6 protein-coding genes and 2 pseudogenes are annotated in these 14041 nt (G+C 74.7%); all 8 read left to right on the top strand.

Going from position 1 to position 14041, the window contains the following annotated elements:
* Positions 1–5: 5 nt before the first annotated feature.
* On the top strand, positions 6–2714 hold the full coding sequence (gene hrpB / locus UK94_RS26635) for an ATP-dependent helicase HrpB (protein WP_011605146.1): 2709 nt from the start codon (positions 6–8) through the stop codon (positions 2712–2714).
* Positions 2715–3165: 451 nt separating this feature from the next.
* Positions 3166–3609 carry a carboxymuconolactone decarboxylase family protein gene (locus tag UK94_RS26640; protein WP_011605148.1) on the top strand — a complete coding sequence of 148 codons (444 nt, stop codon included), beginning with the start codon at positions 3166–3168 and terminating at the stop codon, positions 3607–3609.
* Between the two features lie 137 nt (positions 3610–3746).
* The gene (locus UK94_RS26645; protein ID WP_011605150.1) at positions 3747–4718 is read left to right on the top strand and encodes a sigma-70 family RNA polymerase sigma factor; all 972 of its coding nucleotides are present in this window, start codon (positions 3747–3749) and stop codon (positions 4716–4718) included.
* A gap of 2923 nt (positions 4719–7641) precedes the next feature.
* Positions 7642–8334, top strand: a complete 693-nt coding sequence (locus UK94_RS66525) for a PP2C family protein-serine/threonine phosphatase (protein ID WP_268761666.1) — start codon at positions 7642–7644, stop codon at positions 8332–8334.
* A gap of 188 nt (positions 8335–8522) precedes the next feature.
* On the top strand, positions 8523–8738 hold a 216-nt coding region (locus tag UK94_RS66530; RefSeq protein WP_235490024.1), incomplete at its 3' end, for a protein kinase.
* A gap of 1 nt (position 8739) precedes the next feature.
* A pseudogene (locus UK94_RS66535) lies at positions 8740–11245 on the top strand (AAA family ATPase); the annotation flags it as partial.
* A 1267-nt stretch (positions 11246–12512) separates the two neighbouring features.
* The coding region (locus UK94_RS66540) for a hypothetical protein (protein ID WP_235490075.1) at positions 12513–12809 on the top strand (297 nt) is incomplete at its 3' end.
* Between the two features lies 1 nt (position 12810).
* A pseudogene (locus UK94_RS66545) lies at positions 12811–14003 on the top strand (sensor domain-containing diguanylate cyclase); the annotation flags it as partial.
* Between the last annotated feature and the right edge of the window lie 38 nt (positions 14004–14041).

The raw sequence follows: 14041 nt of genomic DNA on the forward strand, positions 1-14041 counted from the left end.
GGCGCATGCTGCCCGACCGCGCGGTCACCGGCGCGGATCTACCCGTGCGGGAGGTCCTGCCCGCGCTCGTCGCCGCGCTGACCGGCGGCGGCCGTCCCGACCCGGTCAGCGGTAGCCGTCCCGACCTGACCGGCGGCGGCCGTCCCGACCCGGACGGTGACCACGAGCCAGGCCGCCATCCCGATCCGGGCGGCGGCCGTCGCGATCCGGGTGGGGTCGCGGTGCTGGTCGCACCGCCTGGGACGGGCAAGACGACGCTGGTCCCGCTCGCGCTCGCCGGCGAGGTCACGGGCCGGGTCGTGGTCGCCCAGCCGCGGCGGATCGCGGTGCGGGCGGCGGCGCGGCGGATGGCGTGGCTCGTCGGCGGTGAGGTCGGCGATGCCGTCGGTTACACGATCCGCGGGGAGCGTCGGGTCGGGCCGGCCACCCGGGTCGAGGTGGTCACGACGGGGGTCCTCGTCCGGCGTCTGCAACGCGACCCGGACCTGCCCGGCACCGGCGCGGTGATCCTCGACGAGTGCCACGAACGCCACCTCGACGCCGACCTGGCACTCGCGTTCATGCTCGACGTGCGCGCGACGCTGCGGCCCGACCTGCTGCTGCTCGCGACCTCGGCGACCGCCGACACCCCGCGGCTGGCCGGCGTGCTGGGCGCGCCCGGGCCGCCCGCCCCCGTCGTCGGCGCCGCCACCGCGCGCTTCGACGTCGAGGTGGTCTGGTCTCCGCCGCCGGGACCGCTCACGCCCGCGCACGGCCTGCGCGTCGACCCGCGGCTGCTCGACCACGTCGCCGCGACGGTCGGGCGCGCCCTGCGGGAGACGTCCGGGGACGTGCTCGTCTTCCTGCCCGGCGCCGGCGAGATCGCCGCGGTCGCCGGGCGGCTCGCGGGCCACCGCGACAGCGTCGACGTGCTCGCCCTGCACGGCCGGCAGTCCGGCGGGACCCAGGACGCGGCCCTGCGCCCCGGGCCGCGGCGACGGGTCGTGCTGGCGACCGCGGTGGCGGAGAGCAGCCTCACGGTGCCCGGGGTCCGGGTGGTCGTCGACGCCGGGCTGGCCCGCTCCCCACGCATGGATCACGCCCGTGGGCTGGGCTCGCTGGTGACGGTACGGGTGTCCCGGTCGTCCGCCGGGCAGCGCGCGGGCCGGGCCGGGCGCGAGGCGCCGGGCCGGGTCTACCGCTGCTGGTCCGCCGCCGAGCACGACCGGCTGCCCGCCCAGGCCGAACCGGAGGTCGCCGTCGCCGATCTGACCGGCTTCGCCCTGGACCTCGCGCTCTGGGGTCATCCCGGCGGCGACGGACTCGGCCTGCTCAGCGACCCGCCGGCGGGCGCGATGGATGCCGCCAGGGCGTCCCTGCGCGCGCTCGGCGCGCTCGACGACGCCGGCCGGGTGACGCCGCGGGGGCGATCGATCGCTGCCGTCGGCGTCCACCCCCGGCTTGCCGGCGCCCTGCTCGCCGGCGCGGGCGTCGTCGGCGCCGGGCGCGCGGCCGACATCGTCGCCGTCCTGTCGGGGGACGGCCCGGCGGGCGGCTCCGGACCGGGTTCGGGGTCCGACGACCTCCTCGCCGCGTGGCGCCGCCTGCGGGCGAACGCCGACCGGGCCGCCTCCGCCCGCTGGCGCGAGGAGTCGCGGCGGTTGCGCTCCGCCGTCGCAGCAGCCACCGCAGCCGCAGCCGCAGCCGCCGTCCCCGCCGACGCCCCCGCGGCGCGGCCCGGTGACGGCGTCACCGACGATCTCGCGGCGGGGCTCGTGGTCGGGCTCGCCTTCCCCGAACGGCTCGCGCGGGCCCGCGTCCCCGGTGGGACGACGTACCTGATGGCCGGGGGAACGGCCGCGGAGCTGGCCGCCGGCTCGGCGCTCACCGGCGCGCAGTGGCTGGCCGTCGCGGTCGCGGACCGCGGGGTCGGGCGGGCGTCGGCGCGGGTGCGCCTCGCCGTCGCCCTCGACGAGGCGACCGCGCGCGAGGCGGGCGCGGCGCTGCGGCGCACCGACGAGGAGGTCGCCTGGTCCGGCGGCGACGTCGTCGCCCGCCGGGTGGAGCGCCTCGGGGCGATCGTCCTGACCGAACGCCCGCTGGCCCGGCCCGATCCGGCCCTGCTCGAGGCGGCGGTGCTCGACGGGCTGCGTCGCGAGGGGCTGGCGACGCTGCGCTGGACCCGCGACGCGGCGGGGCTGCGGCAGCGGCTCGCGTTCTGCCACCGGTTCCTCGGCGCACCCTGGCCGGACGTCGCCGACACCGCGCTGCTGGCGGCGGCGCCCGACTGGCTCGGTCCGGATCTCGCCGGTGTCCGCCGCCGGGCGGACCTGGAGCGCATCGACGCCGGCCAGGCACTGCGCCGCCTGCTGCCCTGGCCGCAGGCCGCGCGGCTCGACGCGCTGGCACCGGAGCGGCTGGTGGTGCCGAGCGGGTCGCGGGTGCGCCTCGACTACAGCGACCCCGACGGCCCCGTCCTCGCGGTCAAGGTCGCCGAGGTGTTCGGCTGGGAGCGGGTCCCGCCCGTCGCGGACGGCCGCGTCCCCGTCGTCCTGCACCTGCTCTCCCCGGCGGGTCGTCCCGTCGCCGTGACCAGCGACCTCGCGTCGTTCTGGCGCACCGGCTACCCGCGGGTCCGCGCCGAGCTGCGCGGACGCTACCCGCGCCACCCCTGGCCCGACGACCCCACCACCGCTCCCCCCACCCGCCGCGTCACCCCCCGCGCCCGCGGATAGAGGAGCCGATCCCGGCCGCCCGGACAGCAGACGGTGGCCCGGTTCCGCGGAACCTCTGTTCGCCGGGAGCCAGACCGGGGCCGCGGTCGGGGTTGGGGGCGGGGGCGGGGGCGGGGGCGGGCAGCGTGGGGGCGGTTCCGCGGAACCCGACGGGCGCCACGATGGGCGTCCCCGGCCGGAGCGGGATCTCTCTGTACGGGTAGGCCGCCGAGGTCGGCGCGAGTGGCGGGGGTGCCAGCCCGCCGGAAGTCGACCGTGGGCAGCAAGAGTCGCAGTCGCTGCGGCGACCGGCAAGGCCCGACCTTCTCTGCGGCCCGGACCCCGGAAGCCCACCGCCGTCACATGTGCGCCGCACCGCGGGTCAGACGAGGTGACGGGCGGCCGACGGCGCCGCCGCGGCTTGGGCCCGGCATGGGCCCGGACGAGAGGACCTGAAACGGTGGCAGCACGGATGAGGAACCCGGCGGCGGTCATCCCCGAGGCGTGGCCGGCGATCGCGGCCCTGAACGCGGCCAGCGAGACGGGCGGCGTGCCGGCGGCGACCCTCGCGCTGGTGCATCTGCGGGTCAGCCAGATCAACGGCTGCAGTGCCTGCGTGGACGCCGGCTTCCGCGATGCACTGAAGGGCGGGGAGACCGCGCAGCGGCTCGGCGCCGTGGCGGCCTGGCGGGAGACGAGCTACTACGACGACGCCGAGCGGGCCGCGTTGGCCCTCGCCGAGGCCGCCACCCGGCTCAGCGACCGCACCGACCCCGTCCCCGACGACGTCTGGGCCGAGGCGGTCGGGCACTACGACGACCGAGGCCTGGCCGCACTGATCCTCAAGATCGCGACGACGAACGTCTTCAACCGGCTGAACGCCGTCACGAAGCAGGTCGCCGGCTCCTGGGGATAGGCCGCCATCCTGGGGCCGAGATCGGTCGGTTCGTCCGGTGGGACGCCGACGATCCTGCCCGCCACCGACCCGAGCACCTGTGCTGCGTNCCGACAGGACGGCAACGGCAACGGCAACGCGACGGAGGATCGTGACCGATGGACGAACGCGAACGGCTCGCCCGGCGCTTCGAGGAGCACCGCGGGCATCTGCGCGCCGTGGCCTACCGGATGCTCGGCTCCCTCGATGAGGCCGACGACGCGGTGCAGGAGGCCTGGCTGCGCCTGAGCCGATCCGACGTCGGCGCCGTCGAGAACCTCGCCGGCTGGCTGACCACGGTCATCGCGCGGATCTGCCTGAACATGCTGCGCGCCCGCAGGAACCGTCCCGAGGACCTCGCCGGCGTCCACGTGCCCGATCCGATCATCGATCTCGCCCCGGCCACCGGGGCGGGGCAGCCCGAGCAGGAGGCCCTGCTGGCCGAGGCGGTCGGGCTCGCCCTGATCACCGTGCTGGACACCCTGGCTCCCGCCGAGCGACTGGCCTTCGTGCTGCACGACCTGTTCGACCTGTCGTTCGACGAGATCGCGCCGATGGTGGGCCGCTCGCCGGCCGCGGCCCGCCAACTCGCCAGCCGAGCCCGGCGACGGGTGCGGGCGCTGGACACGCCCGTCCCCGACGCCGACCACGCCGTCCAACGCAGGGTCGTCGACGCGTTCTTCGCCGCGGCCCGCGGCGGCGACGTGACGTCCCTGGTCGCGGTGCTCGACCCCGACGTCGTGCTGCGTGCCGACGGCGGGGCGGGCCGGCCGCAGGCCTCGGCGGTGGTGCGCGGGGCGCGCGACGTCGCCCGCCGGGCGCTCCTGTTCGCCCAGCCCGCGGCGGTGGTGCACCCGGTGCTGGTCAACGGCACCGCCGGAGTGGTCATCACCATCGACGGAAGGCCGGTCTCGGTCATGGGATTCGTCGTCGCCGACGAGCGAATCGCCGAGATCCACGCCCTCGTCGACGCCGGCCGCCTCGCCCGGCTCGACCTCCCGGCCCGGCTCGGCCTTCCGGCCCAACTCGACCTCGCGGCCCGGCTCGGGCCGGCCGACGGCGAACGGGCCCGATCTCCACGCTCACGCTAGTTCGGCCCTCGGCGGCAGACGGCCATGCTGGCACCCGAGATTCTGGGCGCGGCCTTCCCCAATATCGTGTGCGTACTCGGCGTGCTGCGGGAGGTGCATGGTCCGGTGTTGGCGGACAGCGGTGGCCAGGCCGTGCGCAGTCCTGCCGTCCTGCCGGACGGAGTGACCGAGCTCGAGGACGACGATCCCCCGGCGCTGGGGCCGTACAGGTTGTTCGGCAGACTCGGTGAGGGCGGGATGGGGACCGTGTTCCTGGCCTGGAACCCGGNCGGTGGCTGGGTTGCGGCCAAGACGCTGCACCGTCACCTTGCCCGGCAGGCCGACTTCCTTGCCCGGTTCGCCCGGGAGGTNGACAACGCTCGGCGGATCAACAGTCCGTACACCCCGTCGGTGTTGGACGCGGACACCGCGACCCGTGACCCGTATCTGGTGACCGAGTTCATCGCCGGGCCGACGCTGAGCCAGGAAATCAGAACACGCGGGCCGCTGTCCCGATCGGAGCTGCATCAGCTCGCCCTGAACCTGGCGTCCGCCATGCTTGCCTTTCACCGCGTCGGGATCGTGCACCGTGACATCAAGCCAGCCAACATCATCCTTTCCCGGACCGGTCCACGAGTCATCGACCTCGGCATCTCCCGCGCGCTGAACGAGGCCGTCGGCATCACCGTGTCCAGCGGCCAGCAGCCCGGAACACCTCAGCTCATGGCCCCAGAACAGTGGACCGGTCAACGCCCGACCCCGGCGACCGACGTGTTCGCCTGGGGCAGCGTGCTCACCTATGCCGGCACCGGACGCTTCCCCTTCGCCGGGGTGGACCACCGGGAACTGCGGGACGCGGTGCTGCACTCCCGACCCGCAACGAACGGCCTGGACGCCTCCCTGCGACCGCTCATTCTTCGGGCGCTGGCGAAGGACCCGGCGGCGCGCCCGGATGTCGCTGATCTCCTGGCCGACCTTCTGGGCGGCGCCGCCCCCCTGGCGGCCGCCGGCATCGAGGCGACGCCCGTCAGTAACGCGACGCTCATCAGCAACCCGACGCCCGTCAGCAACCCGACGCCCGTCAGTGACGCGACGCTCATCAGCAACGCGACGCTCGGCGGCAACGCGGCGCTCGGCAGCCAGGCGACGCTCGGCATCGGGGCGGGCGTCACCGAGATCCCGCCTGTCGCGGCCCCTCCGGTGACCGACGAGTCGGTCACCGCACACGCCGAACCCGATTCCGCCGTCCGGCGGGGTCGCCGACCGGGCCGGCGGCTGACCGTCCTCGCCGGCACGCTGGCGATCGCGGCCGTCATCACGGTGGTCGCACTCCTCATCCATCGGACGACGTCACCGTCCCGCCCGGCCAACGCCGCCGTTCCCGACGGGCTGGTCGGCCTTCCCGTCACCCGCGCGAAGGCCTCGCTCCAGTCTGCCGGCTTCCGCCAGATCACCCAGACCCGCAGGCCGGATGACCGGGCACGGGGCACCGTCCTCGCGGTCAGGCCGCAGTCCGGCGACGTCGTCCGCGCGGACTCGCCCGTGGTTCTCACCGTCTCAGCCGGTCGCTCCGCGGTTGCGGTCCCGAATGTCGTCGGTCGGTCGCAGTCNGATGCCGAGACCGTGCTCCGCCGGTCGAACCTCGCCGTCACCGCGCAGATCAGCACCGCGGTCAGGGCGGGCGCCCCACCGGGGTGGGTCGAGGCGCAGGATCACNCCGGGGAGAAGGTGGAGCCCGGAACCGAGGTGACCATCACCGTGGTGAGCCTTCAGCTCCCGGTGCCCGACGTCGTCGGCCAGCCTGCCAGGACCGCCGTCGAACAGCTCACGGACGCCGGATTCCAGGTCACGNGGGAGGAACGTCGGTCGGATGCCGCGGTGGGCACGGTCATCGACCAGCAGCCCCGGATCACGGCGGCGGACCGAGGCTCCGACGTCCGTCTCGTCGTCTCCGCCGGTCGCCCGGCCCAGACAGCACCGCCCCGCCCCACCGCACCCCGAAACGTCACACCCCGAGCCACAGCCCCTCGAACCACCACACCCCGGGCTACGACGACCCATGCGCCGACTCCGCGGCTGACCGGGCTCTTCAGTGATCCCCTCGGGTAGGACGGCAGAGTGAATCCGGGCCTCCGGNGCGGGCAGAAGGTCCGGGACGCAGATCGACACCTGCCGGCACGTCTCGGCGAACACAGGTCCGTACGGGGCTGCGGGAACGGTACCCGGGTGTTCCCTGGCTGAACGACTTCGCCAGCGCTCCCGGCGCCCGCCCCGAGACGGCGCAGTGGTTCTCCAGCCTATCGAGCAGTGGTTGAGGCGGGGTGTCGGCGTGACCGGTTGACGTCGTCCGGTCAGGCTCGCACAGCTGGGAGGGGCGGGCGAGGGACAGGGGATGGCCACGGTGGCAGGCGGACAGGGCTCTCGCGATGTTCCGGTGGATCGGTCGGAGGGGTTCGGCGAGCGGCTGCTCGGCCTGCTGCTGGACCGCGCGCACGAGATGCCGCCGCAGTTGATCGCCCCGCTGGTGGCCGAAGAAGTGAACAGGATCGGCGGTCGGGACATCACGATCCTGCTGCAGGACTACGAGCAGCGGGTGCTGACGCCGCTGCCGGGCCGAGGCCTCGCGATCGGAGAGCCCGAGCCGATCGACGACTCCCCGGCTGGCACGGCGTTCCTCGGCGCGACGACCGTCGAGCAGTCACGGGCGGACGGTGTGCGGATGTACCTGCCCCTGCTGGACGGAAGCGACCAGGTGGGAGTGCTCGCTCTCACCCTCACCACCGTCGATGACGACGACCGCCGGTTGCTGCGCCNGCTGGCCGGCCTCGTCGCCGACATGCTGGTCACGAAGAGCAACTACACCGACCAGTTCTTCCGGGCCCGGCGCCGCGCGCCGATGAGCGTGGCCGCGGAGATCCAGTGGTCCCTGCTGCCCCCGCTGACCATGCTCACCCCGCAGGTCGCGGTGGCCGGCATCCTCGAACCCGCCTACGACATCGCCGGTGACAGCTTCGACTACGCCCTCAACGACGACATCCTGCACGTGTCCGTCATCGACGCGATGGGGCACAACCTGGACGCCGCCGTACTGGCGACGGTCGCGATCGGCGCCTACCGGCACGCCCGACGCGCCGACGTCGGGCTCGCCGAGCTCTACATGTTCATGGACGCGGCCATCAACAGGCAGTTCGGCCCCGACCATTTCGTCACCGCGCAGATGATGCGCCTGGATGTCGGGACAGGTCACCTGCAGTGGGTCAACGCGGGTCACCCACCAGCACTGCTGATCCGCGATCACCAGGTCATCCAGACCCTGGCGGGTCCGGGAACGCTACCGGTGGGCTTCGGCGGTGACATACCTCAGATCAGCGAGCAGAGACTCCGGCGCGGGGACCGCGTCCTGTTCTTCACCGACGGTCTCGTCGAGGAGCATGAAAGCGGCGGAGAACAGTTCGGCGAGGAACGACTGATCGGAATCGTCGAACGCGCCCGAGGCGAAGACGTGCGGGAAATGGTGCGTGGAGTCTCCCATGCGCTGATGCGGGAACGGCGCGGGATCACCAGCGACGACGCGACCCTCTTCCTGGTCGAGTGGCGCGGGGGCACCACCGATCATCTCGCCACCGTGGATCTGTGACCAGGGGGACGCCGAGCGCACCCGGCCGGCGGATCCCGGCGGTCGTCGCGGTGCGGACTCGACGTGCGATCACCCGCATATCGCGAGACAGTCACCAGGTCCGGGGTGAGCCGGTACGGACCGCGACAGGTGGAGCATAGGCGCGGACGAGATGACGCTGTGTGGTTCAGGTGACGAGGTGACGCTGTGTGGTTCAGGTTGAGATACCCGGCGTCCTGATCCGGGAGGAGCTGGGGCGCGGCGCCTACTCCGTCGTGTATCGGGCGGAGCGGGAGGGCCGGAACTATGCGGTCAAGGTGCCCCTTCGGGCGGTGGCGCGCGACGAGTCCGTCGTGCGTGCGTTCGCCCGCGAGGCCACCATTCTGGCCTGCATAAACCACCCCAACATAGCGCGGGTTCGGGCCNCCGGGCACACGGCGGATCACCCGTTTCTCATCATGGACATGATCGAGGGAGAGTCCCTCAAGGCGCGGATCGCCGAGGGGCCGCTGGGGATCGCCGAGGCCACCCGGGTGGCGCTGGACGTGGCGTCGGCGCTGTCCGAGGCGCACCGGCGCGGCCTGGTCCACCAGGACGTCAAGCCCGCCAACATCATGATCGGACCGGACGGGAAGGCCACCCTGCTCGACTTCGGGCTGATGACCCGGGCCGGCGGGCCACCCACCGACCGGGCCGTCGGCACGGTTCTGTTCGGTGCCCCGGAACAGACCGGTATGTTGCGACGGCCGGTCGAGCCGCGCTCCGACCTCTACGCCCTCGGCGCGGTGCTCCACACCTGCCTGGCCGGCTCGCCGCCGTTCCAGGCCGGCGACACCGCCGAGCTGCTCCGCCTGCACGCGGTCGCGACGCCTCGTCCCCTGACGCAGGTCCGCGCGGACGTCCCGGCGGAACTCGCCGCGGTCGTGACGCGGCTGCTGGCCAAGGACCCGGACGACCGCTTCCCGTCCGCCCTCGACGTCGTCGCGGCGCTGACGCCGCTCGCGCCGGGCGTGGCCGGGCTCGCGCGTCCCCCGGTCGACCAGGCCGCGGCGGCCGGCGCGGGCGACCCGGACCTGCTGGTCCGGGGTCGCCACGTCGGCCGCCGCCACGAACGCGCGCTGCTGCGACAGGCGTGGGCACGATGCCTCACCGCGCAGCGACGGACCCCCGGGGAACGATGTACCGCCGGCGAACGATCCACGGCGGGGCAACGATGGACCGTGGGGGAACGTGGCGTCGTGACGGTCGTCGGGGAGGCCGGCGCCGGCAAGACCCTCCTCATCCAGGACCTCCTCGCCGCGCCCGGGCCGGCCGCCACCCCACCCGGCACTCCGCCCGGCCCGGCGGACGGCCCGGCGGACGGACCGGCGGAGGCACCAGGGGCCGGACCGGTGGTCCTACGCGGGCGGTGCGCCGCGAACGGCTCCGCGCCCCTGGCACTGCTGCACGATCTGATCGACGGCTACCTGCGCGGCCTGGCGAGCCTGCCCGAGCCGCGGCGGCGGGAGCTGCTCGCCCGGATGGTGTCGGCCGCGGGTCCCGACGCCGCGTTGCTCGCCCGCGTGCACCCGCTGTTCGCCCGCGCGTGGGACGTGGACCGCCCCGCCCGCGAACCGGAGGCCGGCGAACCGCGCTTGCGTGCGGCCGCGGCCGGCTTTCTCAGCCGGCTCGCGATCCGCAGCCACGGCCTGGTCATCTGGGTGGACGACGCCCACTGGCTGGGCCCGGCCGACCGGCAGATCCTCGAGGATCTCACGGCCTCGACCGACCCCGCGCCGCTGCTGCTGGTCAACGCGACCCGGGATCCGCGGCTGCGCGTGGCGGCCGGATCCGCCACCAGCTGGGACATCACGCTCGGCCCGTTGGACGAGCACGAGGTCGCGGAGGTGATCCGCGACTATCTCGGCGAGATCACCGACCACGCCTTCGCTCGCGATGTCGCCGTGCGCTCGTCCGGGAACCCGCTGGCCGTGGCGGAGTACGTCCGGGCCGTGATCGACGCCGGGCTCGTCCGGCCCGACTGGGGCCGCTTCGTCCTCGACCGCACCGGCCTGGACTCGCTGCCGCTGCCCGAGGAGGTCCTCGACCTGATCCGCCATCGGGTGCACGCGCTCAGCCCGACCGCGGCGGCGGTCCTCGGGGTCGCCGCCGTCATCGGCCGCGGCTTCGACCTCGCGCTTCTGACCGCCGCGAGCGGCCAGAGCAGCGCCGCGATCTCGATGGCGACCGCCGAGGCGCAGGCCCGTCAGCTCGCGGCCCGCGGCCGGGACGGAACCTGGTCCTTCGTCCATGACTGCGTCCACGAGGCGCTGCTGTCGACCATGAGCCCGTGGGAGCGGATCATCGCGCACCGGCGCGTCGTCGAGGCGCTCGACACCGTCGGCCCGCGCGGCGACGGTGCGAGCGGCGACGGTGCGAGCGGCGACGGCCACCTGTACGAGTTGGCCCGGCATGCCATCGCCGGGCGGATCGCGCCGCAGCGTCGCTTCCGGCTGGCCTCGGCCGCCGCGGCGGCGGCGCTGGCCACCCCGGCGCCCTACGAGGCCGTGGCCCTGTACCGGGCCGCGCAGGCGGCCGCGGACGAGGCGGGCGTCGAACCGGACGCCGCGTTCGAGGAGGGTTTCGCGCTGGCCTCCGCGCGCACGCTCGCCCCCGCCGACGCCCGCACCCACTTCACCCGCGCGCTGCGCACGCAGACCGATCCGCGCCGCCGCGCCCGCGCCCTGCTGGAACTGGCCGGGGTGGAGTTCGCCGAGTTCCGGACGGCCGCGGCGCTGGACTACGTCCACCGGGGGCTGGCCGAGATCGGCCGCGGACTGCCCGCCAACCCGGCCGCGATGGCTGCCGTCAGCGTGGGTCGGTGGGCGGCGGGCATGGCGTGCCGCCGACCGTGGACGGGCTTCGGCGCAGCCCGCGGGGAGTGCCGGGAGCTNCACGAGATCCGCTGCCGCCTCTACGAGATCGGCATCCTGAGCGAATGGATCTCGGGGCGGATCGGTCCGATGCTGGCCTTCATGATGTCGGCCGTCCACCCCAGTCAGCGGCTGGGTTCGGGCGAGGAGTACGTGCGCAGTCACGGCTGTTTCGTCCTCGTCGCGGCGGACTTCCGGCGCGCCCGGGTGGTGGAGCGCGGGGTGAGCCGGCTGCGGGAGCTCGTGGCGGACAGCGACGATCCGGTGCTGCGGGCGGAGGCCTACCTGTACACGTCCGCGGCGCTGCTGTTCGCCGGCCGCAACGTCGCGGGTGAGCGGGACTCCGAGGACACGTTCCGGCGCGCCCACCGGTGGATCGAGACGTTCTTCTTCACCAGCAGCTACTCGATCCTGGTGCGCAGCCTCGCGCTGCGCGGGCATGACCGCGAGGCGTGGGCGAGCTGCGAGACCAGGCCGCACGGCGATCGCGTGCAGGCGGACCTCGCCATCCTGCGGGCGAGGCTCGCCCGGACCCTGNGGTATCCGCCGGTCCCCCATCCCGGGCTCGGTGCGCTCGACGACGAGTCCGAGGTCGAGCGGATCCGGCGCTACCTGATCTGCAGCGACGTCGCCGAGCTCGAGGTCGAGGACGACGACTTCGGGCCGACCTTCGACGCCGCGGTCGAGATGGGCGACGCCGTCGTCCAACCGTCCTGGCGCGTGCCCCGGTTCTTCCGGAAGTTCTGGATCACCCGGGCGCGGGGCCGGCTGGAGCAGGCGCGGGCCGCCCCGCCGGGGCCGGTCCGCGCCCGGCGCCACCGCACGGCGCACGCGGCGCTGCGCGAGGCCCGCCGCGCCGCGGACTACCCCCCGTTCGCCGCCGACCTGCAGGTGCTGCGGGCCGTCGACCGCCAGCTCGCCGGCGACCACGCCGGCGCGCTCGACCTGGTGGATGCGGCGGAACGGGCCGCCCGCACCCTCGACCTGCCCCGGGTCCGCTTCGACGCCCTGCTGGAGCGGGCCCGCTGCCTGCGCGCGCTCGACGAGCCCGACCGCGCCACCACCGAGGCGGAGCTGGCGGCGACGGTGGCCGCCAGGTACGGCTGGATCGGCCGGGAGCACAGGGTGTACCGCGAGTTCGAGCTGACCGAGCGGGGGCTGTCGTTCGCCGAGGCCAGCGGCGCGGCGTCACNGGCCACCGCGTCCCGGGACCGGCGCCGGCTCGACGCGGTGCTCCAGGTGAGCGCGGCGGCCGGGCGGGAGACGACGCCGCAGGCCGTCGCCACCGTGGCCCTCGACGAGATCATCTCCATCCTCGGGGCGGACCGGGCGCTGCTGCTGCTCCCCGACCCGGCCGACCGCGAAGGCGACTCGGGGCGGCTGCGCCTCTACGCGGAGCGCCACGCCGACCAGAGCGACGAGCGCGCAGCGGACGGGGAACCCGGCGGCGGGCAGGACGGAGGGCCGCGCGAGGGGTCGGACGAGCCGCCGCGCGGCATCGCCATGACCGTCGTCGAGCGCGTCCAGGCCGAGCAGCGGCCGCTGGTGGTCACGGGCACGGACGAGGGGGCCGCGCTCGGTTCGNAGAGCGCCGTCCAGTACGGGCTGCGCAGCATTCTCGCGGCGCCGGTTCCGATCGACGGCGGGCGCAGCGGCGTCATCTACGTGGACAGCCGGGTCGCCAAGGGCCTGTTCAACTCCGACGACGCCCGCATCCTCATCACGTTGGCCAAGCAGGTGGGCCTGTCGCTGAACATGGCCGAGGCGGCCCGCCTGCAGGCGGTCGTCGCGGCGGAACGCCGGCAGCGGGACCTGGCCGAGACGATGCGCAACGTCACGCTGCAGGCGACGTCGACCCTGAACACCCGGGAGATCCTCGGGCGGGTGCTGACGGCGGCCGGGCCCGTGCTGCCGTTCGACGTCGCCTGGGTGCTGACCCGGGTGGGCGGCACCGTGCGGATCAGCTCGACGCACGGCGAGGTGGCGGACGGCCTCGTCGGCACCGAACTGCGCCCGGCCCCCGGCGGTCCGATCGCACGCGCCTTCGACCACGGCGAGGTGCTCGCCACCGCCGACGCGATGGCGCTGCCGGGCGGCGGGCGGGGGGCCCGCAGCTGGCTGGCCGCGCCCGTCCCGCTGCGGGAGAGCATCGAGATGGTCGTCGTGCTCGCCTCCCGGACACCCGACTGCTACTCCGAGACACGCATCCAGATCGCGCAGACCATCATCGATCAGGTGGTCATCGGCTACCAGAACGCCTGGCTGTTCGAGAAGGTGCAGCGCCTGGCGGCCACCGACCAGCTCACCGGCCTGGCCAGCCGGCGGCACTTCCTCGAGCGGGCGGACCACCTCTACGCCGCCCAGGCCGCCGCGGGCCGCCCGGTGTGCGCGGCGATGGTCGACATCGACCACTTCAAGCGGGTCAACGACGCCTATGGGCATCTCGTCGGGGACGAGGTCCTCACGGAGGTCGCCCGGCGCATCCGGCGGGCGTTCCGCGACGACGATCTCATCGGCCGGATCGGCGGGGAGGAGTTCGCCGTGCTGATGTCCGGGCCGGTGACCACCGCCGAGAGCCTCGGGCAGCGGCTGCGCAACGCCCTCGCCCGGGATCCGATCGACACCTCGGCCGGGCCGCTCGACATCCGGCTGAGCGTCGGCCTCACCGCGCGGTCACCCGCCGACGGCAGCCTGCGCGACCTGCTGGCCCGCGCCGACGCCGCGCTGTACGAGGCCAAGCACGGCGGGCGTGACCGCGTCGCCGTCCAGCTCCGCTGACCGGCACCCCTGCAAACCGGAATGATCTTCCGTATCGT

The organism is Frankia sp. AvcI1, from assembly GCF_001420875.1.
GTDB lineage: Bacteria > Actinomycetota > Actinomycetes > Frankiales > Frankiaceae > Frankia > Frankia alni.